The sequence below is a fragment of the Nocardia sp. NPDC060255 genome, from assembly GCF_042727395.1.
Lineage (GTDB): Bacteria > Actinomycetota > Actinomycetes > Mycobacteriales > Mycobacteriaceae > Nocardia.
In genome coordinates this window covers 151,982-176,089 of sequence record NZ_JBHXAU010000012.1, presented here as the reverse complement: position 1 = coordinate 176,089, position 24,108 = coordinate 151,982, and the positions used below count along the sequence as shown (strand labels likewise).

Annotated in this window: 24 protein-coding genes; 15 read left to right on the top strand and 9 right to left on the bottom strand. The window is 67.7% G+C overall.

Translation table 11 applies throughout. The features are described 5' to 3' along the window. Nucleotides 1-2: 2 nt before the first annotated feature. The gene (locus tag ACFWF1_RS22820) at nt 3-437 is read left to right on the top strand and encodes a phage tail protein (RefSeq protein WP_379287356.1); all 435 of its coding nucleotides are present in this window, start codon (nt 3-5) and stop codon (nt 435-437) included. A 12-nt stretch (nt 438-449) separates the two neighbouring features. On the opposite strand, the gene ACFWF1_RS22815 is transcribed toward ACFWF1_RS22820, so the two are convergent. Continuing rightward, complete coding sequence (locus ACFWF1_RS22815) at nt 450-1,091, bottom strand: putative glycolipid-binding domain-containing protein (protein ID WP_379287358.1); 642 nt, start codon at nt 1,089-1,091, stop codon at nt 450-452. A 36-nt stretch (nt 1,092-1,127) separates the two neighbouring features. Then, a complete protein-coding gene (locus tag ACFWF1_RS22810; RefSeq protein WP_379287359.1) occupies nt 1,128-1,952 on the bottom strand; it encodes an alpha/beta fold hydrolase in 825 nt (274 codons plus the stop codon). A 156-nt stretch (nt 1,953-2,108) separates the two neighbouring features. On the opposite strand from ACFWF1_RS22810, the gene ACFWF1_RS22805 reads away from it, so the two are divergent. The 3 genes from ACFWF1_RS22805 (at nt 2,109) to ACFWF1_RS22795 (ending at nt 5,251) form a co-directional block, all read left to right on the top strand. Further along, nucleotides 2,109-2,711: a DUF4291 domain-containing protein gene (locus ACFWF1_RS22805; RefSeq protein ID WP_379287361.1), complete on the top strand. Its 603-nt coding sequence runs from the start codon at nt 2,109-2,111 to the stop codon at nt 2,709-2,711. 189 nt (nt 2,712-2,900) lie between these two features. Continuing rightward, the gene (locus ACFWF1_RS22800) at nt 2,901-4,490 is read left to right on the top strand and encodes an ABC-F family ATP-binding cassette domain-containing protein (RefSeq protein WP_379287363.1); all 1,590 of its coding nucleotides are present in this window, start codon (nt 2,901-2,903) and stop codon (nt 4,488-4,490) included. Between the two features lie 125 nt (nt 4,491-4,615). Further along, nucleotides 4,616-5,251, top strand: coding sequence for a LysE family translocator (locus tag ACFWF1_RS22795; RefSeq protein WP_379287365.1), 636 nt, complete (start codon nt 4,616-4,618; stop codon nt 5,249-5,251). A gap of 2 nt (nt 5,252-5,253) precedes the next feature. On the opposite strand, the gene ACFWF1_RS22790 is transcribed toward ACFWF1_RS22795, so the two are convergent. Next, nucleotides 5,254-5,607, bottom strand: coding sequence for an MmcQ/YjbR family DNA-binding protein (locus tag ACFWF1_RS22790; RefSeq protein ID WP_379287367.1), 354 nt, complete (start codon nt 5,605-5,607; stop codon nt 5,254-5,256). A 9-nt stretch (nt 5,608-5,616) separates the two neighbouring features. Then, nucleotides 5,617-6,069, bottom strand: a complete 453-nt coding sequence (locus ACFWF1_RS22785; protein ID WP_379287369.1) for a nuclear transport factor 2 family protein — start codon at nt 6,067-6,069, stop codon at nt 5,617-5,619. A gap of 54 nt (nt 6,070-6,123) precedes the next feature. On the opposite strand from ACFWF1_RS22785, the gene ACFWF1_RS22780 reads away from it, so the two are divergent. Continuing rightward, complete coding sequence (locus ACFWF1_RS22780) at nt 6,124-6,624, top strand: winged helix-turn-helix transcriptional regulator (protein ID WP_379287371.1); 501 nt, start codon at nt 6,124-6,126, stop codon at nt 6,622-6,624. A gap of 33 nt (nt 6,625-6,657) precedes the next feature. Here the strand turns inward: ACFWF1_RS22780 and ACFWF1_RS22775 are convergent, their stop codons facing one another. Together ACFWF1_RS22775 and ACFWF1_RS22770 are read right to left on the bottom strand one after the other, a co-directional pair. After that, nucleotides 6,658-7,137: a YbaK/EbsC family protein gene (locus ACFWF1_RS22775; RefSeq protein ID WP_379287373.1), complete on the bottom strand. Its 480-nt coding sequence runs from the start codon at nt 7,135-7,137 to the stop codon at nt 6,658-6,660. Between the two features lie 51 nt (nt 7,138-7,188). After that, a complete protein-coding gene (locus ACFWF1_RS22770) occupies nt 7,189-7,575 on the bottom strand; it encodes a RidA family protein (protein WP_379287374.1) in 387 nt (128 codons plus the stop codon). A gap of 103 nt (nt 7,576-7,678) precedes the next feature. Between ACFWF1_RS22770 and ACFWF1_RS22765 the strand changes: the two genes are divergently transcribed. From ACFWF1_RS22765 to ACFWF1_RS22750, 4 genes are all read left to right on the top strand, one after another. Next, nucleotides 7,679-8,626 carry a hypothetical protein gene (locus ACFWF1_RS22765; RefSeq protein ID WP_379287376.1) on the top strand — a complete coding sequence of 316 codons (948 nt, stop codon included), beginning with the start codon at nt 7,679-7,681 and terminating at the stop codon, nt 8,624-8,626. A 250-nt stretch (nt 8,627-8,876) separates the two neighbouring features. Further along, nucleotides 8,877-10,133 (top strand): adenylosuccinate synthetase, encoded by a 1,257-nt coding sequence (locus ACFWF1_RS22760; RefSeq protein WP_379287378.1) that lies wholly within the window; start codon nt 8,877-8,879, stop codon nt 10,131-10,133. Nucleotides 10,134-10,376: 243 nt separating this feature from the next. Beyond that, complete coding sequence (locus ACFWF1_RS22755; protein WP_379287545.1) at nt 10,377-11,003, top strand: NUDIX hydrolase; 627 nt, start codon at nt 10,377-10,379, stop codon at nt 11,001-11,003. Nucleotides 11,004-11,224: 221 nt separating this feature from the next. Further along, the gene (locus tag ACFWF1_RS22750; RefSeq protein ID WP_379287380.1) at nt 11,225-12,796 is read left to right on the top strand and encodes a hypothetical protein; all 1,572 of its coding nucleotides are present in this window, start codon (nt 11,225-11,227) and stop codon (nt 12,794-12,796) included. A 113-nt stretch (nt 12,797-12,909) separates the two neighbouring features. Here ACFWF1_RS22750 and ACFWF1_RS22745 read toward each other — a convergent pair whose 3' ends face one another. The 3 genes from ACFWF1_RS22745 to ACFWF1_RS22735 form a co-directional block, all read right to left on the bottom strand. Continuing rightward, nucleotides 12,910-13,758, bottom strand: coding sequence for an isocitrate lyase/phosphoenolpyruvate mutase family protein (locus tag ACFWF1_RS22745; protein ID WP_379287382.1), 849 nt, complete (start codon nt 13,756-13,758; stop codon nt 12,910-12,912). Nucleotides 13,759-13,877: 119 nt separating this feature from the next. Next, nucleotides 13,878-14,210 carry a YnfA family protein gene (locus ACFWF1_RS22740; protein ID WP_379287384.1) on the bottom strand — a complete coding sequence of 111 codons (333 nt, stop codon included), beginning with the start codon at nt 14,208-14,210 and terminating at the stop codon, nt 13,878-13,880. A gap of 539 nt (nt 14,211-14,749) precedes the next feature. After that, nucleotides 14,750-15,508 carry a metallophosphoesterase gene (locus ACFWF1_RS22735; protein WP_379287386.1) on the bottom strand — a complete coding sequence of 253 codons (759 nt, stop codon included), beginning with the start codon at nt 15,506-15,508 and terminating at the stop codon, nt 14,750-14,752. A gap of 376 nt (nt 15,509-15,884) precedes the next feature. On the opposite strand from ACFWF1_RS22735, the gene ACFWF1_RS22730 reads away from it, so the two are divergent. From ACFWF1_RS22730 to ACFWF1_RS22705, 6 genes are all read left to right on the top strand, one after another. Then, nucleotides 15,885-16,778: an alkaline phosphatase family protein gene (locus tag ACFWF1_RS22730; RefSeq protein WP_379287388.1), complete on the top strand. Its 894-nt coding sequence runs from the start codon at nt 15,885-15,887 to the stop codon at nt 16,776-16,778. Between the two features lie 280 nt (nt 16,779-17,058). Further along, nucleotides 17,059-19,470: a RelA/SpoT family protein gene (locus ACFWF1_RS22725; protein ID WP_379287390.1), complete on the top strand. Its 2,412-nt coding sequence runs from the start codon at nt 17,059-17,061 to the stop codon at nt 19,468-19,470. Nucleotides 19,471-19,867: 397 nt separating this feature from the next. After that, complete coding sequence (locus ACFWF1_RS22720) at nt 19,868-21,496, top strand: cutinase family protein (RefSeq protein WP_379287392.1); 1,629 nt, start codon at nt 19,868-19,870, stop codon at nt 21,494-21,496. A 54-nt stretch (nt 21,497-21,550) separates the two neighbouring features. After that, nucleotides 21,551-22,513: a hypothetical protein gene (locus tag ACFWF1_RS22715; RefSeq protein WP_379287394.1), complete on the top strand. Its 963-nt coding sequence runs from the start codon at nt 21,551-21,553 to the stop codon at nt 22,511-22,513. A gap of 16 nt (nt 22,514-22,529) precedes the next feature. Next, complete coding sequence (locus tag ACFWF1_RS22710; protein WP_379287396.1) at nt 22,530-23,408, top strand: MinD/ParA family protein; 879 nt, start codon at nt 22,530-22,532, stop codon at nt 23,406-23,408. Further along, complete coding sequence (locus tag ACFWF1_RS22705; protein WP_379287398.1) at nt 23,405-24,073, top strand: DUF6668 family protein; 669 nt, start codon at nt 23,405-23,407, stop codon at nt 24,071-24,073. Before ACFWF1_RS22710 ends, ACFWF1_RS22705 begins: the two co-directional genes overlap by 4 nt. The last annotated feature ends 35 nt before the right edge of the window (nt 24,074-24,108 follow it).

The following is a 24,108-nucleotide window of genomic DNA, read 5'->3' as shown; positions in this document are numbered from 1 at the left end:
ACGTGGCGCTTGTGGACTTCGATGTGTCGGTCGTGCACTCATTCGGGCTGGAGATCGATGGTGTTGTGATCACAGGGATTACGGAGGTCTCCGGTCTTGCGCTGGGGCAGGATGTCGTCGAGTTGAAGCAGAACACATCGGACGGCAAGTATGTCGTCGAGTCGTTGCCCGGGCGTCCGAAAGCCGGTGAGGTCACTGTGATACGTGAGGTCACCGGCGAGGACAGCTTCGAAAAATGGGTCAGGGATAGTCGAATCGGCGACTCGCGGAAGAACGGCGCGATTCTGGTCTACGGTGTCGAGGGGCAAGTCGTGCGGCGGTATGCGCTGACCAACATCTGGCCGAAGTCGCTGGAGACCGGTGCGCTGACGGCAGGGGATACCGGTGTGCTCACCGAGAAGCTGGTCGTCGCCTACGAGAGCCTCGAGGTCGAGTAGCGCGCGGGCGGGTCAAGCGCCGGGGCGTGCGGAACCTGGGCCGCGCTGGCGTTCACCTTCGGTCACGGTGGTGGTGGGTGGCACGCGGTGACCGAGGGTGGGGTACACAACGACGAGTCCGTCGGTGTCGATGTGCAGGTCGCTGGTGAAAGACCCTGCGGCGTAGCGGACTTGGGCTCCGTCCTCGGTGGTGGCGAGGTGGGTGTAGGTCTGTTTGGACGGGATCACCCGCAGGCTGGGGATCTCGACGAAGGCCATCAGGAAATCGGCGGTGCCAGGGTGTTGGTGCAGGCCGGTGCGGATGATCGGCATGGTGTTGGTCAGGGGTGAGCAGGCGAGGTCGCAGTCGCGGGCGGCGGCGAGTTCGGGGCGGGGGACGCCGTCGACGGACCAGGTGTCGCCGTCGTGGCGGAGGTCCAGGGTGCGCCGGTCGGTTGCGGTGACCGAGGTGACTTGCAGGCGGGCGGTGACGGCGTGTTCGTCGGTGTCCAGGGTGTAGGTCACCCAATATGGTTCCGGGAGTTGGCCGACGGACCGGCCTTCGGCGTGCAGACGCAGGCCGTCGAGGTCGATCCAGGACGACTCGAAGCCTGCGGTTTCGTCGACCTGCCAGAGGATCTGGCGGCCCTTCGGCGCTTCCGACTTATCGATCATGCGACTGGATCGTATTGCCCGCGCGCCGATTCGGTGTCACAAGCCGGGTAGCCAGTCCATGGCGGCCGCGCACGCGTGCAGGACGGAGACGTGGCCGTCGTCCGGTCGACTCCACAACTGGGCCTCGGGAAGTCGTCGATGAAGCCAGACGGCGTGCGCGGGTGGGACCACGCGGTCCTGTTCGCCCTGGACGAGCAGGACCGGGGCGGTGATCGCAGTCAGGTCGACGCCCCATGGCGTCACGAAGGCGACATCGTCGTCGACGAGCCCGGCGCTACCCGCCTCCCCGGCCCGCTGCGCATCCGCGCCGAGACTGGACCACTGCCCGGAGAGCGCGTCCCAATCGGCGGAAGTGAAACTGGCCGTGTCGAATTCGGCGGTCTCGGCGTATCGCGTCCTGGCCGCGCTCCCGTCCATCGCGGACCGCAGACCACCCGGCGACACCATGCCCGCGAACCAATCGAACTCGTCGGTGAATGGCGCGAGTCCGGCCAGGCAGACCACCCCGGTGACCCGATCCGGTAGTTCGGCGGCGCAGGCGAGCGCATGCGGTCCGCCGCCCGACGCGCCCATCACCGCGAACCGCTCGATGCCGAACGCCTCGGCGATCTGCTCGACGTCGCGCGCCGCCGACGCGACGGTGCGCCCGGACAGCCGGGTGGAACCCCCGTAACCGGGCCGACCGTAGGACACGGGCCGGATCCCACGCTCGCTCGCCGCCGCCAGCAACGGCTCCAGCAGTGCTCCGGTCTGCGGCGAACCATGGTGCCACACAAGCACTCCCGCGCGCCCGCCCTGCGCGCTGTCGTAAGCGCGAACGACCCGCCCATCCTGCAGTTGCACATCCCGCGACGCGACCATGCGGCCACGGTATCGCTACCCACCGACAAGTCCATCGGTATCTCGCCGGCTATTTGACCCGCAACGACTGAACCTTGTCCGGGGATGATTCCGGAGCGTCGTCCCGATAGGGCCAATCGCGTTGGCGTTCGGCGGTCGGACTGCAAGGATCTGCGCGTGAGTGTTGCGCCGCCGATGCGGCAGGTCAGAGCTGACTATGACACGGCGACCGTGGTTGTCTATCAGGCATATCCGGCGGACATCGCCGAGGCGGCCGTCGCCGCAGGAACTTTCGTCGACCCGTTCGAACGGGACCGGATGACGTGGATCAAGCCGTCGTTCCTATGGATGATGTATCGCTGCGGATGGGCGACCAAGCCGGGGCAGGAGCGGGTGCTCGCGGTGTCGATCACCCGCGCCGGATTCGAGTGGGCGCTATGGCAGTCCTGCCTGAGTCACTATGTGCCGGAAATGTATTCGGACCGGCGGGTGTGGATGGCCCGGTTGCGGGTGAGTCCAGTTCGCATTCAATGGGATCCGGAGCGCGACCTGCATCACCGGCCGCTGGCCCATCGGTCGCTGCAGGTCGGGCTCGGCGGTCCGGCGGTCGGACTGTATGTCGATCGGTGGATCACGGGTATTCGCGATGTCACCGCTCAGGCGCAGCGGATCGGGCAGCTGGTGGCGGACGGGAAACTCGACGCGGCCGCGCGGGCGCTGCCGGTCGAACGGCCCTATCCGCTCACCCCGGAGATCGCCGGTGTGATCGGTGCGGGGTAGGCGCAGAGCGCGAAAAGTGGCTGTGAGCGGGTGTGATTCAAATATCACTGGCGTCCGCCACGAAAGTATGGTTAATCTAGATGGGTCTTGTTCCCGTTGATCGGAGTCATGCAGTTGAACTCATGAGGTAGCCACTCGGGCGGTCCGCAGTCGCGCACCGCGTACCCGTTGGGAACCTCTGGAGTCACCATGGCAATTCTGTCATTTTCCGATCTCACTTTCGCCTGGCCGGACGGCACACCTGTGTTCGAAGGGCTCGACGGCGGCCTCGGCCCCGGGCATATCGGCCTGGTCGGCAGCAACGGTGCGGGCAAATCCACGCTGCTGCGGCTGATCGTCGGCGAGCTCACCCCCGCCCGCGGCTCGATCACGGTCACCGGTCATCTCGGCTACCTGCGGCAGGACCTCGGTCTCGCCGCGGGGCAGCGAGTGGACGCGGTGCTCGGCATCGCGGATATCCGGAAAGCCTTGCACCGCATCGAATCCGGTAGCGCCGCGGAGTCCGACTTCGACATCGTCGGCAACCGCTGGGATGTCGAGGAACGGGCGATCGCGCTGCTCGGGCGGCTCGGCCTGCACTACGTCGCCGACTCGGCCGACCAGCTGGATCGCCGACTGGAGACCCTCTCCGGCGGCGAGACGACGCTGCTCGGACTGGTCTCCGAACTGCTGGCCGAACCGGAGATCCTGCTGCTGGACGAGCCGACGAACAACCTGGATCAGCTTGCCCGCGAACGGCTTTACGAGGTGGTCGCGCAATTCTCCGGCACCGTGCTCACGGTCAGTCACGACCGTGCACTGCTGGAGCGCATGAGCGTCATCGCGGAGCTGCGCCAGGGCGAACTACGCATGTTCGGCGGCAATTTCAGCGAGTACGAACGGATCATCGAGGCCGAGCAGGAGGCGGCACGGGCGGCGATCCGGGACGCGCGCAGCGATGTGAAGAAGCAGGCGCGCGAACTCGTCGACACGCGGATCAAGCTGGATCGCAGGCTGCGCTACGGGCAGAAGATGTGGGACACCAAGCGTGAGCCGAAAATCATTATGGCCGAACGCAAACGGCAGGCGCAGGTGTCCGCGGGCAAGTTGCGCAACCAGCACATCGGCAAGCTGGAGACGGCCAAGGATCAGCTCCAGCAGGCCCAGGAGTTGCTGCGGGACGATCGGGAGATCCGGGTGGATCTTCCCGACACGCGGCTCTATCCGGGCCAGGATGTGATCGAGCTGGACGAGGTCGAGTTGGCTTGTGGGTTAACCGTTTCGCTGCGGGTCAGTGGGCCCGAGCGGATCGCGTTGACCGGGCGCAACGGCGTCGGCAAAACCACGCTGCTGAAACGGATCTCGGCCGCGCACCCGAAGGTGCCGTGGCGGATGCTGCCGCAACGGCTCGACATCTTCGACGAGCAACGGTCGGTGTTCGAGAACGTGGCATCGACGGCGCCGCACGCGTCGCCGGAACAGATCCGAGCCCAGTTGGCCCGCTTCCTGTTTCGCGGCAGCGACGCCGATATCGCGGTCGCGGCGCTGTCCGGCGGTGAACGGCTCAGGGCCGCATTGGCCATGCTGCTGCTCGCCGACCCGGCGCCGAAGTTGTTGCTGCTCGACGAGCCGACCAACAACCTCGACCTGCCCAGCCTCGAGCACCTCACCCAGGCGCTGGCCAGTTTCGAGGGTGCGCTGATCGTGGTCAGCCATGATCCGCGGTTCCTCGACGACATCGGCCTGACGAGGCGGGTCGAGCTCACGCCCGACGGGCTGAGTGAGGTCGTGGACCCGTAGTGGGTTGCGAAAAGCCGCACACCCTTTGATCTCCCGCATCAGCGATTGCGGTGCGTCTGATCAGAGGGTGTGCGGTAGCAATTTAATCCTGGCGGACGCGCGGTGAGGTTCGCTACGCTGCGCAGATGGTGCCCCTGTCGCATGCCGCAGCGTTCGCCGTTGCGGCCCTTGTCATCATCGTGATTCCCGGCCCGAACGTGCTGTTCGCGATCGGGCGCGCGTTGGCGCATGGCCGTCGTGCGGCGGTGGTGTCGGTGCTCGGCTCGATGGCGGGTACCGCCGTCCCGGTGCTCGGTGTGGCGGTCGGCCTCGGCGCGATTCTCGCCGCCTCTGCGATCCTGCTGACGATCGTCAAGATCGTCGGCGCGTGTTATCTGATCTACCTGGGGGCCATGGCGATTCGGGACCGGAAGAAGCTGACGCTCGCGGTGCGATCGGCCGACGCCGAGCCGTCGACGGGGCGCATGGTCCGGCAGGGTTTTGTCGTCGGCGCGACCAACCCCAAGACCATCGTGTTCTTCGCCGCCGTGCTGCCGCAGTTCGCGGTGCCGGAAGCCGGTGCGCTACCCGCGCAGTTCCTTACCCTCGGTGCGATTGCCATTACAATCCAACTGTTTTCGGATACGGCGTGGGCCATGGCTGCGGGCACCGCGCGGAGCTGGTTCGCGCGCTCGCCGCGTCGGCTGGAGGCGATCGGCGGCACCGGCGGGCTGATGATCATGGGAGTGGGTGCGAGCGTGGCGTTCAGCGGGACCAACTGAATTCAGTCGAGTTCGGCCACCAGCTTTTTCGGGGCGACCTTGCGATAGGCGTCATGGATGATCTCGGCGAACTCAGTCCAATCGGGATCGGCGTCCAGTCGAACGCCGATCCAACCACTGTGGCCGACGTACGGCGGTATGAAGAACCGTTCGGGTTCGGAATCGACCAGTTCGGCCTGCACGCCCTCGGGCGCGGGGCACCAGATGGTCGGGCCCGGCTCGTCGTAACCGCCGTCGATGTATTTGACGAACGAGGTCTTCGAGCGCACGAAGAAGGTCGGGCAGCCGTGGCTGAGCCGTTCGCTGCACTCCGGTAGGTCCAGGCAGATCGCGCGGATCCGCGTCAACGGGTCCATGCGCGCAGTCTACGGTGCGGGCGTGCGACGCATCGCCCTTCGCAGCACGCCGGGGTGCCTGAACAGGCCGGGAGCAAGCCACACCGCGAGCGCCGTGAGGGGTAGCCACGGTCGCAGGTGCGGGTTCAGCTTGCGGATACGGCCGTCGTCGGCGAGTTCGAGCACGAGCGCTTCGGTGAGCCGGAATGGTCCGACGGCCGCCTCGGCCAGCAGTACGCGTCGGGTTCCGTCGCCGATCTGTTCGGTCCATCGCAACGTCGAGAGTCCGCCGTAGGCCGCGGTCAGCAGCACTCGCAGGTCGTCTTTGCCGCGGAACACCAATCGGCCGGACAGTGGTGAGGCGAGCGTGGCGTCGGGGGTCAGCGTCTCCATCAACGCGTCGAAATCGGCGGCCGTGGTGGCCGCGCAGAACCTGGCCACCGCGTCGGTCGCGGTCGCCTCGTCGTCGGTTGCTATGTGCATGGCACCGAACCTAGCCGTAGTCGCTTGCAAAAAGCAATGGACTACGATGGCGGCATGCCCAAGGCCGCTCTCTCCGACATCGTCTGCTCGATCGCGCGCACCGTGGATGCGATCGGGGAGCGGTGGACGCCGCTGATCCTGCGCGACCTGTTCGTCGGGTTGACGCGCTTCGAGGACCTCCGGCGCGACCTCGGCATCGCGTCCAACGTGCTCGCCGCGCGGCTCGACGCGCTACAGGCCCACGGCATCGTGGAAACCCGTGTGTACCAGTCGAATCCGGTGCGGCACGAGTATCTGCTCACTGCTAAGGGGCGCGATCTGTATCCGGTGCTGACCATGCTGGTGGCTTGGGGGGACACCTGGCTCGCCGGAACCGAGGGTCCGCCTGCGTTGGTCGTGCACGACGACTGCGGGAAAGTCACTGCGGGAGTGGTGGTTTGCCGGGAATGCGGATCAGAGATGACCGCGGACAATGTGAGTTTCCATCAAGGTCCCGGCGGGCACCGTGGGCCGGGGACCATGCTGGTCGGCGACCATATGGTGGCGCCGACCTGAGAGTTCTCCGCTCGGTGATTGTTGGTCGCGCGGTCAGTTGACCGAGACGACCTCCGCGCCGGTGGCTGCGACCAGTTCGTGGAAGGTGGTCGGGAAGACCGTGTGTGGGTGTCCGGCCGCGGCCCAGATCTCCGGCTGATCGGCCAGTGTTTCATCGATCAATGTCCTGATCGGGGCTGGATGACCGAGCGGAGCCACACCGCCGATGGCTTGGCCTGTGTGTGCCCGGACGAATTCTGCACTGGCACGCGACAACTCGGCGATGCCGAGGTGGGCGGCGACCTTGCCGGTGTCCACCCGATGCGCGCCGCTGGTGAGTACCAGCAGCGGCGCGCCCTCGGCGGCGAAGATGAGGCTGTTGGCGATCGCGGCGACCGAGCAGCCGAGTTGTTCGGCCGCGGCGGCCGCGGTCGGGGCCGTCTCCGGGAGTACCCGTACCCGCGGCGTCACGCCGGCCGCGCGCAGGGCGGCCTCGACGGCGAGCACGGCCGGCTTCCTGGCGATGTCGTCCATGGCGGCGATCCTAAACCGCCGTCACCGCCAGGAGCCTGCGATTTTCTGAGCTCAGCCCGCGGCGACGACCTCGACTTCGACCAGCCAGTCGTTGTCGAGGGTCTGCGCCACGATCGCCGTCGTCGGCACGGCGCGTCCGCCCAGTGCCGCGACCCGGGCGGCGGCGTTCGCCTCGGCATCGGAGGCGTCACGCAGGTAGCTGGTGAGGCGGACGATGTTGTCCACGGTCATATCGGCCGAGGCGAGGATGGCGCGCAGGTTCGACCAGATCAGTTCGAGTTGCTCGGTGAGCGTCTCGGCCGGCTTGCCGTCCGGATCGAGACCCATTGTGCCGGAAACGAATAGCAGTCGTTGGGCGCCTCGGACCTCCATGGCGTGCACGTAGTCGTCGGCGGCGGCGTAGATACCTTCGGTCGGATTGTGCTGTAGGAGATCCACCCTCTCGATCTTGCCAGGGAACCGGGTTTACCGAGGGGATTCCTTGACGTCCGTAGTTTTAGTCGCTTACACTAAAACAAGCTTCACGAGAGGAAGTGATCACATGGGATACGGAAACTGGGACGACACCGCCTACCGGGCGGCCAAGACCTTCCGCGCCAGCCGTGGCCTCGACGACTTCGGATACACCGCCGAAATGCGGTCTGTGCCATATATGGACTGGCAGGCGCACCCGACCCTCGACCCGCTCGGCGTCACCGTGCGGGAATGCCGCGATTCGGCCGACCACGGAAACTCGCTGCCCATCGCGGTGCTGTTCGACGTCACCGGGTCGATGGGGCGGGTGCCGCGGATCATGCAGAGCAAGCTCGGCAAGCTGCACGGACTGTTGCAGCGCAAGGGGTACGCGGACGATCCGCAGATCCTGTTCGGCGCCATCGGCGATGCCGACACCGACCGAGTTCCGTTGCAGGTGGGGCAGTTCGAGTCCGACAACCGGATGGACGAGCAGCTGCGCGCGATCCTGCTGGAGGGCGGCGGTGGCGGGCAGAAGTCCGAAAGTTATGAGCTGGCCGGATATTTCATGGCCACCCACATCGTCACCGACGCGTGGGAGAAGCGCGGCAAGAAGGGCTACCTGTTCCTGATCGGCGACGAGTTGAACAAGCCGAAGCTGGCCTCGCGGCACATCCGCAGCGTCATCGGTGACAGTGTGCGGCGCGATGTTTCGGTGGAATCCATCTACCGCGAGCTCGCCGAACGCTGGCACATCTACTACATCCTCCCGAATCAGTCGAGCTACTACGACGATCCGGAGATCGCCGAGCACTGGCGGGGACTGCTCGGCCAGAGCTTCCTGAAGCTCGACGATCCAGCCGCGGTGTGCGAACTCATCGCGCTGACAATCGGTTTGGAAGAGGGACGGGTCGACGTGGACGCCGGGCTCGCGGATCTGCGCGACGTCGGATCGGTGGCCGAGGCTGCGGCTGTCGGTAAGGCGTTGGGCGCCAAGAGGCCTCGGATGCGGGCGTTGCCCAGCGGTCGTAGCTGACGTGCGCTCTCGGCTCCTGGGGCGACCGGGACAGCGGCAACACCTATCGGATCGCGCTGCTGCGGACGGCTGATTCGCCGCGCGGGGCCACCGGCTTGGGCCGCGACAGGTGACAGCGAGCGAGATGCGAAGGTGCGCGGCCGGGCGGCGGCGGCACTTACCGGATCGTCGTGGAGTGGCCGGTGCGTTGCCGTGCGGTGGTTATCGGTTCGAAGTGGCTGACAGCGGGCGAGATAGGAAGGGGTGCACTGTGTTCCGGTCGCACATAGTGGTGGTCGACCTCGGCTTCGGTGATGCCGGGAAGGGGGCGACGGTCGATTGGTTGTGTTCCGCTGAGGCGGGGCTCGGGGTTTCGGCCGTGGTGCGGTTCAACGGGGGAGCGCAGGCTGCGCACAATGTGATCGCCGAGGGGCGGCATCACACGTTCGCGCAGTTCGGGTCCGGGACCTTCTCTGGTGTGCCGACATTGCTGTCGCAACACGTGCTGGTCGAGCCGATCACGCTGGCCGGGGAGGCCCGCCAATTGGCGGTGCTCGGTGTGCCGGATCCGTTGGCGCTGGTGCACATCGACGGCCGGGCGCTGCTCACCACGCCGATCCACATCGCCGCCAACCGTGCCCGCGAGGACGCGAGGGGTTCCTCGCGGCACGGTTCGTGCGGACGGGGGATCGGCGAGACCGCAGCCTACGCACTGGACCACGATGCGCCGACCGTCTCGGATTGCTTGCGCCCCAGGGTTCTTCACGACAAACTCCAGGCGCTCGCCGCGCACTACGGTGCGCTGATCGCCCCGAGCGAACATCGCTACGAGCCGATCGACACCCTGGTCGACATGTATCAGGAGTTCGCCGCCGCCGTCCGCATCGTCGGCGGCGACCAACTCGCCCGCTTCGCCCGGCGTGGTCGACTGGTCTTCGAAGGTGCGCAAGGCGTGCTCCTGGACGAATGGCGCGGCTTCCATCCGCACACCACCTGGTCCACCGTGGAACCACGCAACGCTCGCGCCATGCTGTCCGAAATCGGCTCCGCCGGTTACATTCTCGGCGTCACCCGCACCTACATGACGCGCCACGGCGCAGGCCCACTCCCCACCGAAGACCGCGCGCTCGACTTCCCCGAGCCACACAACACCACCGGTCGCTACCAAGGCGAATTCCGCCTCGGCCACCTCGACCCGATCCTGCTGCGCTACGCCATCGCGGTATCCGGCGGCATCGACGGCCTCGCCCTGACCCATCTGGACACCCAGCGAACCCGTTACGCGGCAACGGAATACGCCACCGCCGACGGCCCGATCACCCACCTCCCGCCAGGCACCTGGCAAGACCTCACCCACCAGCAACACCTCACCAACCTCCTGGCCACCGCCCACCCGATCCTCACCGAAATACCGGACGACATGGTCCCCTGGCTGGCACAGACCCTCAACGTCCCCGTAGTCCTGACCTCGAACGGCCCCACCCGAACCCACCGCACACCCACCCCAGCAACCATCGCCGCGGCATGACCCCCGCCCCGCCCGCCACCAGCCAGAATCCGCACTCTCTCTCGGGATCGGCACCGCCTCTAGGGCCCTATAGCCAGTGCAGATCCCGAGACAGAGTGCAGATCTCTGGCGGGACCGACCGGCACCGCCGCTCGTTCGATGCCAGGGCAATGGTGGGTCGGTGACGTGCCGCTCGGGATCGAGTGCGCCAGGCCGGGTGCCGGTCGGCGGGAGTGGTGGTCGGGTGCGGCAGGATTGGCAGGCGTGGAGCAGTCCGTTGTTTCGGTGGATGTGGTGGCGTTGCGGTTCTGGGCCGACGACGCCGGGGTGAGCGTGGGGATCGCGCCGCGTGCGATGGCGCCGTTCACCGGGCAGTTGGCATTACCCGGTGTGCTGCTCGGTCGCGGCGAGCGACTCGCCGGAGCCGCGCGACGGGCGGTGCACACGAAACTCGGGGTCCCCGAAGCCGCGATCGGTGCGGTCGGACAGCTGGTGACCTTCGACGAACCGAACCGCGACCCGCGTGGCCCGACCCTGTCCATCGCCATGTGGGCAGTGGTCGGCCCACACGAGGGCCCCGCGCAATGGATCGACTTCGACGCGGTCCCCGAACTCGCCTTCGACCACAACCGCATCATCGACGCATCCCGCAGCCTGCTGACCGGCCTTCTCTGGAAGGACCTGCCCTTCACCCAAGCCCTGCTCGGCAACGAATTCCCCGCCACCAGAGCCGTATCGGCCACCGCCGCCCTATCCGGCACCCGCCCCGACCCCGGCAACCTCAACCGAACCCTCGCCGCCCTCCCCGGCCTGGCCCGCACATCCGAGCGCCGTCGCGTGAAAGCCACCGGCCGCCCCGCCGCCGTGTGGGCTTTCGGAGCCGACGACTAGGCCGTGTTCAAGAATTAGGTTCGTACCGGTGTTGTCTCGGACCGCAACGCGCGCCGACGCGGAGTCCGGCCGGGCGGGGTCGGTCCACTGATCCGACCGGACACTTTCGCTGTTTGGGGCGGAGCGGTCATCATTTTGTGGTCCGGATCGGGGTGGGGGGTCAGCCACTGTGGTGGCTGTGGGGAATCCCGTATCACGCAAGAGAATTGGGGGACAACACGATGGCACGATTGCACAACTCGGTGGCGATATCGCCGGGCTTCGACGTATTCCGTATCAGAAACGGGCGACTGACGGTCACCCACTCCGACCTGCGCGGTGGCTGGCAGGGACCGATCGGTATCGGCCCGTTCCACCAGTTCGCCGACAGCGAGTACACCTCCGTAGCGACCTCGCCGCAGTACGGCACCGATCAGACGGATATTTTCGCGGTCGGCGACAACGGACAGCTACAGGTCTTCTGGGGCCAGGGCGGCGACAGCTGGCAGGGGCCGGTCGGGCTCGGGCCAACTGATTTCTTCCCGCCCGGCGCCCCCCTGTGCGCCTCGCCGCAGTACGGCGTACCGGACCAGACCGACGTCTTCCTGGTCGGCAACGACGGCAGACTCTACGTGTTCTGGGTCCACGGCGGCGGCACCTGGCAGGGACCGATGGGGTTGGGGCCGGCTGATTTCTTCCCGCGCGGCGCCGTGGTTGTCGCATCCCCACAATACGGCGTCCCGAATCAAACCGATGTCTTCGCCGTCGGCAACGACGGGCGGCTGTACGTGTGCTGGATCCACGGTGAGGACACCTGGTACGGGCCGATGGGGCTGGGGCCGTCCGAGCTCTACCCGGCCGGCGCCGGTGTCGCGGTTTCGCCGCAGGACAACGGGCGCGGACAGACCGACGTGTTCGTGATCGGCAACAACGGGCAGCTCTACGTCACCTGGATCGAGGGCGAAGACACCTGGCTGGGACCGGTGGGGTTGGGCCCGACCGACCTCTACCCGGCGGGTGGCGCCATTGCGACCACGCCACAGTACGGCGTCGACCGGCAATACGATGTGTTCATCGTCGGGAAGAACGGGCAGCTGTATGTGAATTGGGTTGTCGGCGGCGACAATTGGCAGGGTCCGGTCGGATTGGGTCCGGTCGATGTCTTTCCGGCAGGCGCGGCCCTGGCCGCGACGCCCGAGTTCAACTGGTTCGGTTCGGGCTACACCAGCACCGATGTCCTGGGCGTAGGCAACAACGGTGTGCTGCAAGAGTTCCGGGTCGATCTGACGGCCGATTGGACCGGGCCGATCGCCGCGACCGACATCATCACCGGGGGCGACGACCGGATCGACTTCGACTTTCCGTCGATCACCTTCGACAACGGTGTTCCGGTCGGCGGGTTCGCGCACCTGACCCTCTTCAAGAGCGGAAACTGCCGGTTCACCGGTCATTTCCACGATTCCGGCGCAACCGAATACAACATGGCCACGGTGTTCACCGTGCAGGATTCCGAGGGCACGCTCTACACGTCCGGGGTGCAGGGACACGTCTCGGGCACGTTCCAATCCGGATCGCGCGACTTCGATTGGGACCAGAACGTGCAGGACGACCAGGTCGCCAAGAACTGGCCTGCCATCGAAGCCGGATGTCGTGCCCGAGTGCACAGTTCGGCCGATGGTGACCTCGTCAACCTCACCAATACCGCGATCGGCGCTGCCGGACTGGTGCTCGGTGTTGTCGGTTTGTTCGGCTCGGGTTCCGACCACCACGGGTCGAACGCACAGGGGTCGAACGATCCAGGGACCGCGGCCTGACGGGAGCGACGCGGGTGGGTGGATGGTTCGCGTTGCGGTGCCCGTGAGTGGCGCATGGCTGTGACGTATCGCCGGAAACGCCGGACGGTGGTGCGCCACTCGCGGGTCGGCGATCAGCGGGTCAGCAGGGATTGGATGGCGCCGAAGTCGATGGCGTTCTCCAGGGTTGTGTAGGTGCCGTGCTCGAGGAGTTCGGCGGTGGCGGTTTCGGCCAGTTTGTAGGCGGCCTGGGCTACTGCCGAGCCGACACTGACTCGGCGGACGCCGGTTGCGGCGAGGTCGGCGATGGAAGGTGCTCCGGCGCCGGCCATTACGTTGATCGGCAGCGGGGACTTGGCGACCAGGTCGGTCAGGGTCGGCAGGTCGAGCAGGCCGGGGACGAAGAAGCTGTCGGCGCCGGCGGCGGCGTAGGCGGCGGCCCGGGTGAGGACCTCGTCGAAGCGGGTTTCCGGGGCGCCGATGCCGAACAGGTAGACGTCTGTTCGAGCGTTGATCACCAATTCCGGGAGACCGGCCTGCTTGGCGGCGTCGCGGGCTGCGCGCAGTCGGTCGGACTGGGCGGCGGTGTCGAACAGCGGGCCGCCGGGGGCCGTCGAATCCTCCAGGTTCACGCCGACGGCACCGGCCGCGATGGCGGCGATGACGGTGGTCGCGACGTCCTCGGGTGCGGGGCCGTAGCCGCCTTCGATGTCAGCTGTCACCGGTACGTCGACGACGGCGGCGATCCGACGGATGACGCCGATCGCGTCATCCCTGGTGAGTTGCTGACCGTCGCCGGTGCCGAGCGACCAGGCAACAGCCGCACTGGTCGTCGCGATCGCCGGTGCGCCCGCACTCGCGATCACCGCGGCGCTGGCCGCATCCCAGGCGTTCGGCAGCACGAACAGTCCTTGCTCGTGCAGCGCCCGGAAGGCGGCCGCCGCGTTGCGCTGGGTGTCGGTGATCTGGATGTCCTGTGCCACGGTGGCTCCTCGCGAGATGGTATCGATGACCGGTCGCCTGTAGGTAACACCGGAAACCGCGCGAGCCATCCCGATTTCGTGCGCCGAAACCGATGTGGCAGAACATGTCTGCCAGCCGGTCAGTGCCGCGGCGCGTACATGATGATGGCGACCCCGACGAGGCAGATGGCCGCCCCGAGGTAGTCCCACCGGTCGGGGTGAAACTTGTCGACGAGCATGCCCCAAGCAAGCGACCCCGCCACGAACACACCACCGTACGCAGCGAGGATGCGCCCGAAGTTGGGATCGGGCTGAAACGTGGCAACGAAGCCGTACGCCCCGAGCGCAACGACGCCCGCCGCGATCCACAACATCCCCCGCTGCTCCCGCCACCCTTGCCACACCAACCACGCCCCACCGATCTCAGCAACAGCAGCCAGAGCGAACAGCAGCAGCGACCGGACGACCGTCATGGACTCAACCTACCGACCGCCACACCCCCCGCCGGACGCGACAGCCCAGCTCGCCCACTCGCCTCAGCCCGCCGCGCGCGAACCGGCCTCGCGCGTACGAAATTGCCAGCAATTTCGTACGCAGCGAGCAAGAACCAGCGCGTCGACCACCGTGGCGCGGGGCAACTCTGGGCGCAGCGACTTCGCGACTGTCACTGGCAGGCCGTTCGATAGCTGTGCCGCGCATGAATTCGCGGGCCGCGCGCGTACTGGCCTCACGCGTACGGAATTGCCAGCAATTTCGTGCGCGGGGAGCGAGAACGAGCGCGGCGAGCACCGTGGCGCGGGGCGGCTCTGGGCGCAGTGACTTCGCGACTGTCACTGGCGGGCCGTTCGATAGGTGTGCCGCGCATGAGTTGTTCAGGCGCGTACGGAACTGCTAGCCATTCTGTGCGCGGCGGGCAGAATCGTGCGCGGCGAGTGGCAATGCGCGGCGGTGTCGACGGGGGTGATCGGCGCCGGTGTTCGGTGGCGGTTGGGTGTTCGCCGGATGCGGTTGGTCAGCGTCTTGGAGCGATTGCCGGGGTTACGTCGTAGACGGCGTACGCGCGGCCTATCACCGGGTATGACACGTTGCGGACGGGGACTCCGCCTGCGGTGCAACCGATTTCGGTGCCGCTGTGGGCGTGGCCGTGTAGGGCGAGGGTGGCGTGGCCCGCGTCGATGGCTTCGGCGAGGGCGTGGCAGCCGAGGCCGGGATAGATCTTGGGGGGTTCGCCGATGAGGGTGTCGATGGTGGGGGAGAAGTGCATCAGGGCTATGCGGATGTCGGTGGTCAGGGTGTCGAGGGTCTGGCGTAGGAGTAGGGCGTCGAGGGGGCCGCGGCGCATGCGGGTTCGGTGTTCTTCGGTGCCTTCGTCGGGGGTGCCGGGGTAGTCGGGGAAGCCGCCGCTGCCGCCCATCACGCCTGCTATGCCGACCTGAATTCCGTTCAGCTCCAGGGTGATCGCGGTTCCTTCGAGCATGTGCACGCCGATGTCGGTGAGCTGGGCGGCGATTCGGAAGCCGAGTTTGTGGTCGTGGTCGTGGTTGCCGAGCACGGCGACGACCGGCACTGGGAGGTCGGCGATTTCGGCGCAGAGCAGGCCGGTTTCGGCGCGGGTGCCGCTCTCGGTGAGGTCGCCCGCCAGTAGCAGCACGTCGGCGTGCTCGGCCAGGCGCAGGAAGTCGGGCCGGAATCGTCCGGCCACGGCGGGTCGCAGGTGGGTATCGGCGACGGCCGCGATCCGGATACCCCGCTGCGCGGAATCGGCAGGCATGGCGTCAGCCAGCCACATCGGCGGCGCGGTGTCAACCGCAATCTGACGTTCACCCGCTCGCCATTCACCCGTGAGCTGGAGACATAGCTGACGGCTATTGAGAGTTCAGTCGGTGTTCAGCGAGGCAACGTGCGGTGGCGTGACCGATGAAACGTCAATGAACAGTGCCGCGCCGGGCTATCCACCGGGCCGCCTCGCCCCGCATGGTTCGGATTATGAGCGAGCGCGGCAAGCGAGCGAATCCTCGGCCCGGCAGGTGTCTCGGATGGCAGCGCGATGAGGGCGTTGCCGATCGACCGGACCGGACCGAAGGGCCGCGCGCATGAGCGGACTCTGGACGAAAGCGCTTGCCGTGCTGGCTGTTACCGTCCTTCCCATGACGATGGGAGCCGGTGGGGCGCAGGCCGGCGCGCCCGCCGACAAGGTGGTCCTGATCGGGCTCGACGGGCTGATGTACGACAAGGTCTTGCAGGTGCGCGCGCCGAACCTGTTGCGGCTCAGCGCTGAAGGCCTGCTCAGCCGTTCCTCGATCGCGCCGCACATCACCATCTCCGGCCCGTCCTGGGCCACCGTGCTGACCGGCGTCTGGGATCGCAAGCACGGCATCAAGGACAACAATTTCACCGCCGCGCCGTTCGCGCGGTATCCGACCGTCTTCACCCAGCTCGAGCGCGCCAACCCGGCCCTCAAGACGCACTCGATCGCCACCTGGGATCAGATCGCCACCATGTCGGGCAGCGGCAACCCCCGCGCCGACGTGGTCGTCTCCACCGCCCCGGTCCCCGATGATCCCGATGAGGCCAAGACCGACGCGGCCACCGCCACCGAGGTGGTCAACGCGATCACGAAGTTCGCCCCCGACTTCCTCTTCACCCACCTCGACCAGGTCGATCACGCCGGTCACAGCGACGGCGCGGCCTCCGACGAGTACCTCGACGCCGTCCGTCGCATCGATGAACAGGTCGGCCGCATCGCCGCCGCCGTGGACGCCCGCGCCAAGGCCAACCCCGCCGAACACTGGACGATCCTGGTCACCGCCGATCACGGCCACAAACCCAAGGGTGGCCACGGCGGCCAATCCCCCGACGAGACAACCAATTTCGTCATCGCCCGCGGCCCCGACTTCACCGCGGGCGACACCACCTCCCGCTACACCCTCGTCGACATCACGCCCACCGTCGTCGACCTCCTGCGCGTCCCGGCCAGCCCCGACTTCGACGGCCAGTCCATGATCAACCGGGAGCCGGCGTCCCCGTCGACCATCCGCTAGCCCCCCACCAGGCCGCGACGCCACCCCATCGCTACTCCACCTCGGAAAGCCCCAGCGAATCCAGCGCCATCCCGGCAGGAACACCCGCATGACGCCCGCCGCCACCGCGTGCCGGACGTCAGCGCGCGGCCGGGACTAAAGTAGTGGTCTGGGCGGTTGCGGCGGTCGGATAGGGTTGTTCGATCGAGGCACGCGGCGTGTACGACAGGCCCGGAGGCGGTTGCCCGCGTACCCACGGACGGACCGTGGGCGCCGCGATCGGGCACTGAGAGGTGGTGGCATGACTCAGCACTTGGGCGAGGCGAATGTCGAGCAATCGGACGACGCCCCGCAGTCGAATGGTGCCGCCACCGGGGGAGAGCAGCCGAGCAACGGCACTTCCGCCACCCCACCTGCGTCCACGCCCGTCCGTCAGCCGGGCGCCTCCGCCGCCGTGCCGACCTCGGCGTCGCGCCGCGTGCGCGCCCGCCTCGCCCGCCGGATGACCGGTCAGCGCGGTATCGCCGCGGTCAAGCCGGTGCTCGAGCCGCTGGCCAGCGTGCACCGCGAGCTGTACCCGAAGGCGAACCTGACGCTGCTGCAGCGCGCGTTCGACGTGGCCGACGAACGGCACAAACACCAGTTCCGCAAGTCCGGCGACCCGTACATCACCCACCCGCTCGCCGTGGCCAACATCCTGGCCGAGCTCGGCATGGACACCACCACGCTGGTGGCCGCGCTGCTGCACGACACCGTCGAGGACACCGGCTACTCACTCGAACAGCTCACCCTCGATTTCGGTCCCGAGGTCGCGCACCTGGTCGACGGCGTGACCAAGCTGGACAAGGTCAACCTGGGCGCGGCCGCCGAGGCCGAGACCATCCGCAAGATGATCATCGCGATGGCGCGGGATCCGCGGGTGCTGGTGATCAAGGTCGCCGACCGGCTGCACAACATGCGCACCATGCGCTTCCTGCCGCCGGAGAAGCAGGCGAAGAAGGCCAAGGAAACCCTCGAAGTCATTGCGCCGCTTGCTCATCGGCTCGGCATGGCGACGGTCAAGTGGGAGCTCGAGGATCTCGCGTTCGCGATCCTGCACCCGAAGAAGTACGACGAGATCGTGCGACTGGTCGCCGACCGGGCGCCGTCGCGCGACACGTACCTGGCGAAGGTGCGCGCGGAAATCGTGAATACCCTTGCGGCGTCGCGGATCAACGCGATCGTCGAGGGCCGGCCGAAGCACTACTGGTCGATCTACCAGAAGATGATCGTCAAGGGTAAGGACTTCGACGACATCCATGACTTGGTCGGCATCCGCATCCTCTGCGACGAGGTGCGCGACTGCTACGCGGCCGTCGGCGTGGTGCACTCGTTGTGGCAGCCGATGGCGGGCCGGTTCAAGGACTACATCGCCCAGCCGCGCTACGGCGTCTACCAGTCGCTGCACACGACGGTCGTCGGCCCCGACGGCAAGCCGCTGGAAGTGCAGATCCGCACCCAGGACATGCACCGCACCGCCGAGTTCGGCATCGCCGCGCACTGGCGCTACAAGGAGACCCGCGGCAAGCACTCGAACGACTCCACCGAGGTCGACGACATGGCGTGGATGCGCCAGCTGCTCGACTGGCAGCGGGAGGCGGCCGACCCGGCCGAGTTCCTGGAGTCGCTGCGCTTCGACCTGAAGTCGCCGGAGATCTTCGTGTTCACGCCGAAGGGTGACGTGATCACGTTGCCGCAGAAGTCGACTCCGGTCGACTTCGCCTACGCCGTGCACACCGAGGTCGGCCACAAATGCATCGGCGCGCGGGTGAACGGTCGCTTGGTCGCGCTGGAACGTCAGCTGGAGAACGGTGAGGTCGTCGAGGTGTTCACCTCGAAGGCGCAGAACGCCGGACCCAGCCGCGACTGGCAGAACTTCGTGGTCTCGCCGCGCGCCAAGGCCAAGATCCGCCAGTGGTTCGCCAAGGAGCGCCGCGAGGAAGCCCTGGAGAACGGCAAGGAGCAGATCTCCAAGGAGGTCCGCCGCGTCGGCCTGCCGCTGCAGCGGTTGATGAGCGTCGACGCGATGACCGCCGTCGCGCACGAGCTGCACTACACCGACATCTCCACCCTCTACACCGCGGTCGGCGAACACCAGGTCTCCGCGCACCACGTGGTGCAGCGCCTGATGGCGCAGCTCGGCGGCATCGGCGATGTGGAGAACGAGCTCGCCGAGCGGTCCACCCCGTCCACCACGCCGAACCGGCAGCGCACCACCGGTGACGCGGGCGTGCTGATCCCCGGCGCGTCCGGCACCGTCGCCAAGCTGGCCAAGTGCTGCACGCCGGTGCCCGGTGACGAGATCATGGGCTTCGTGACCCGCGGCGGCGCGGTCAGCGTGCACCGCACCGACTGCACGAATGCCGGATCGCTGCGGGATCAGGCCGAACGCATCATCGAGGTGTCCTGGGCGCCGTCACCGTCCTCGGTGTTCCTGGTCGCCATCCAGATCGAGGCGCTCGATCGCACTCGGCTGCTGTCCGATGTGACGAAGGTGCTGGCCGACGAGAAGGTGAACATTCTGTCCGCATCGGTCGCCACGCACGGTGATCGAGTGGCGATCAGCAAGTTCACCTTCGAGATGGGCGACCCGAAGCATCTCGGACATCTGTTGAATGTGGTCCGGAATGTAGAAGGCGTCTACGACGTCTACCGCGTCACCTCCGCCGCCTAGCGCACTTATTGCGCGAATGCGCGCGTCCGCCTGAAATTCTCCACCGCGGGCCAGTCCCCTTGACGTGTCAATTGTTGTGTCGCTAGCAACCTCTCGGCGAACGAGCAGCGACGGTCGGGGTATCTGCATGAATGCCGAAGCGATCGGGCGAACGGAAGATGGAGTCCCGCTGCGGAATTCGGATGACCGGCGGGTCGCCAGGCGGTTGCTCTCGATTTCGGGCCATCGGAAAGTTGCCGGGCGATGTTGCTCGGCACGCGGGAATGTGTGAAACCCGTTTCGGCAGTTCATGGAAAGTTTTCGGCGATGCCCCAGCAATAGCCGGAATCTGTTACGGTCTATTGCGTTTCATGGCGTTGAGGGTAACTGCGGCAACACGGATTGATTGCGGATCGCTATGACTAATTATTCGGCAAGAGTCGCGGGGGTGCTGACAGCACTCACCGTGACCGTGGCTACGGCGGGTACCGCCGCGGCCGGTCCGCCGAATCCCGCAGGCCCCTCGACCGCCATCGCGCTCAGCGCGTGTCCGGCATTGTACGCCTTGGGAATTCAGGGCACCGGCGAATCGTCACCGGATGCCGCGCCGTCCACCGACACCGGCATGCTGTCCACCGTCTTCCGGCCGATGCTGGCCAAGGCCACCGCGCCCGGACTGGTCGATCGGGCCTATGTGCCCTACGAATCCGGCTTCGGCGGAGCGACTCCGGGCGGTGCGGTGCCGTACTCCGAATCGGTGACCGGCGGGCTGGCCCGGCTGCGGACGATGGCCAAGGCCGTCGCCGATCGGTGCGCGGACACCAGGTTCGCGGTGGTCGGCTACTCGCAGGGCGCACACGTTGCCTCGATGTTCGCGCAGGAAGTCGGGCAAGGGCGAGGTGTGCTCCCGGCCGACAAGGTCGCTGCGGTAGCGCTGTTCGCCGACCCGACCCGCAACCCTGGTGCGCCACTGTTTCCCGGCTCGCCGGGCAAAGCGTCCCCGGATCCGGCTCCCGGCACCCAGGGCGACGAACTCGCCGCCATCGCCGCGCTACCCCAAGCGCCCGCCACCGGCGGCGGCATCGGCCCGGATCGCGACCTGGCCGCCAACTTCGGCGCCCTCACCGGCCGCGTGGCCAGCTTCTGCGCGGCGGGCGATCTCGCCTGCGACGCACCGCAGGGCGCGCCGATCCTCAAGGCCGTCACCAACGTTGTCGGCCAGTCCAAGCTGAGCGGCGGCGACCCGATCGCCTCGCTGACCTCCATCGCCCAGGCGCTCGCCTACACCTCGATCAAGACCGCGACCAAGATCGCCAACGAGGACGTGCAGGGCAACTCGCTGGCGACACTGGCCATCTCGCCCAAGAAGTCGATCTCTCAGCGCCTGGCCGACGCCGCCGACCCGCGCACCCCACTCGACCTCCCCGCCGCGCTACAGGCGCTGCTGAAGGTCGGCATGATCGGCCTGAACGCGGTCGTCACCGTCGTCAAGACGGTGATCAACCCGGCGACCATCGCCGACCTGGCCACCGCGGGATTGTCGAACCCGCCCGCCGCATTGCTCTCGCTCGGCACCAAGTTGGCCGGCGCCGTCGCCCAGCTCGTGCCGCCGACTACCGGCGCCCGCCTGGTCACCCAGGCGTTCGACGCGGTCGTGCAAAACATCACCGACAACAGCGAACTGCTCAATACCGCCACCTGGGTGCGATATTGGGACACCGTCCAGCGGCACGGCGCGTACAACACTGCGACGGTCGCCGCCAACGGCGACGCGCCGACAACTTTCGTCGCCGACTGGTTCGCCGCGGTCGCCCACGATATCGCCGGTAAATTCGGTGCGAACGCCAGGCCGCAGGGTGGCGCGGACAAGCCGCCGACCGGATTCTTCGGTCCGCAATCCGGCGCGCCTGCTACGCCGAATGTGTCCGGTACGGGACAATTTCCGTTCGGGACAGGAGCCGACGGCGCCTCATCCGGCGGCGCGACGTCGATTCCGCCCACCGATCGACCCGGCACACCCAACACCTACCCGTTCTCCACGAACTGATCGCCGAGAGGGTCCGACGATGAGCTATGTGCCTCGCGCAGCGGGAATGGGGGAATGTTGAAGTCGTACAAAGAACTGTCCCGGTGGTACGCCGCCCTGGAGCCGGAGACGGCCCCGGTGCCGCCCGCCGCGAACTCGGTGCACGTGGACGAAGACGGCCCGGCCCGGTATCCGCACTACATTCGCGACGAGCCGCAGCCCGAGGTCCCCGCGGACCTCTCGGCGCAGCGCAGCGAATTCACCGGCGGCTGGTCGGACTGGGTGGGCCGGGCTCCCGGCCCCGACGACGAGTACACCCCGCGCGACGCCGACCTGGTGCGATTCCCCTGGCCCGACGACGAGGACTACGACGACCCGCTGGACGAGCCGCGACCGCGCTCGTCCAGCGCCTTGCGTCTGGAGGCACGCGCCCGGCGTTCCCGGCGCGGGCGGGTGTTCGTCGTGCTGGTCATCGCGGTGCTGCTGCTCGGCGCCGCGGCCGCGGGCGTGCTGTTCCTGCTGCACTCCTCGAACAGTCGCGCCGCGTCGCCGCGGCTGCCCGCCTCCTCGGCCTCGGTGCAGTTCACCGCGGGCAGCCTGCAGGCCGGCGTGAGCACCGACAGCCTGCGCGGCAAGTCGCAGGCCGGGGTCACCACGCCGCGCGGGTCCGGCGCCTGCCCGACCGAGCGCACCGCGTCGATCGTGCGCGGCGCCGAAATGGGCAGCACCACAACGGGTCCCGACGCCATCCTGGCGTTCCAGTACGCGTACTACGTCGAGCGCTCCGGCGAGCAGGTCCGGCAGGTCGTCGCACCGGACGCCACCGTCTCGCCCGCGCCCACCATCCAGCGCGGCATCGACACCATTCCCGTGGGCACCACGCACTGCGTGCGGATCGTGACCCTCTCGGACAATCGGTACTCGGTGGAGGTCACCGAGTACCGCCCCGGCGGCGTGCCCGCCACGTACAACAAGCAGACGGTCACCACCGCGGTGGTCGACGGCCGCACCCTGATCACGGGTATCGCGGCCGGATAGAGGAGAGCAGGAAGCGATGGGAGAGGACTGGAGCCGCTGGCTCGACGAGGCGCCCGATCAGGGTGAACCGTCGGGCCGGCCCGTGCGCTCCAAGGCTCCGGTGGTGCGGTTGCGGCGCGGCAAGGGCGGCGGTTCCGGTGCGGAACAACCTTTGCAGCGACCCATCCTGGTGGTCGGCGGCTGCGGTGGTGCGGGAACCACCACGACGGCACTGGGTATCGCGGGTGAGCTCGGCATGGCAGGCACCCCGACGGTGGCGGTGGACGCGACCGCGGCGGGCAGCGACCTCGCGCTGCGCGGCGCGGACGAACACCTGCACCCGATCAGCCTGCAATCGTGGCTGTACGGTCGCGGTGACGACGAACCGGCGCCGCTGAAGGAATGCCTGTCGCGCGCGACCTCCGGAATCGGTTTACTGTGGCGCGATTCCGCGCCGCTGCGCAGGCGTGCGACCTATCTCACGGTGGCGCGCGCGGTGTACGACTCCGGCTTCACCGCGGTCTACGACGGCGGCAGCCCGATTGCCGGACGGCAACTGCGCCCGCTGCTCGACGACGCGGATGTTGCTCTGGTACTTGCCATTCCGGCGCGCGCCGACGCCGCGAACCGGCTCCGGGTCACCCTGGAATGGCTCGACGACCAGTTCGGCGACTCGACCGAGGGGCAGGGCGGCGGCATCGTCGGCGACACCACAATCGTTGTCTCGCACCAGCATCCGGGCACCGAGTCGGGCGTAGCCGAGCATTTGCGCGAGCACCTGTCCGGCTGGGTCCGCGATATCAGAGAGATTCCCTACGACCCGCACCTGGCCAGGGGCGAACTGGTTCGGCACGCGTCATTGGCCCTCGATACGCGCCGGGCTTATGGGCGCCTGCTGGCCGGGGTGGCATCATGACGGCCGCTATGAAGTTTCGACGTCAGACCGAATCCGCACCCGCAGGCGTGGTCGCACCGCCGGAGTCGCGCCGCGCCCCGATCTGGGACCGTCCGGTGCCCGGGGTCGGCCGGGCCCCGCTGGTGTGGATCATGGGCGTGCACGGCGGTGCCGGAGCCAGTAGCCTCGCGCATGTGCTTGCGCCCGCGGCGGATTCGGGCCGCCGCTGGCCCGGCGTCTTCGACCGCGAGTCCCCCTTCGTCGTGCTGGTGGCCAGAGAGACCATCGCGGGCCTCACTCGCGCGCATGACCTACTGCGCCAACATCATTCGGGCTTCGCCGGTTCCTGCGAGGTGCTCGGGCTGATCACCGTCGCCGCGCGGCCCGGTCGGCTGCCCGCCGAGATCCGCCGCTACCGCGACGTGGTCGGCTCGCTCGCGGGCCAGACGTGGCAGGTCCCGTGGTATGAGGAATGGACGCTGGTAGAACCGGAGAAGCTGCCGGTATGGGCGCCCGGTGACGCACTGCCGCCGAAGAAACGCAAGATCGACCCCTTGGAGGAGGTACCGCTCGATGTCAGGGAGCTCGGCGCCGACATTGTCGCGGCGGCTCGAACGGCACTGGAGGAGGGCCAACTCGACGATCCGGCGCAGGACCGGGCCGGCAGAAAGCCACCCGATCAGTGAACGTAGGCATCGAATCGGCGACGACACAACTACTT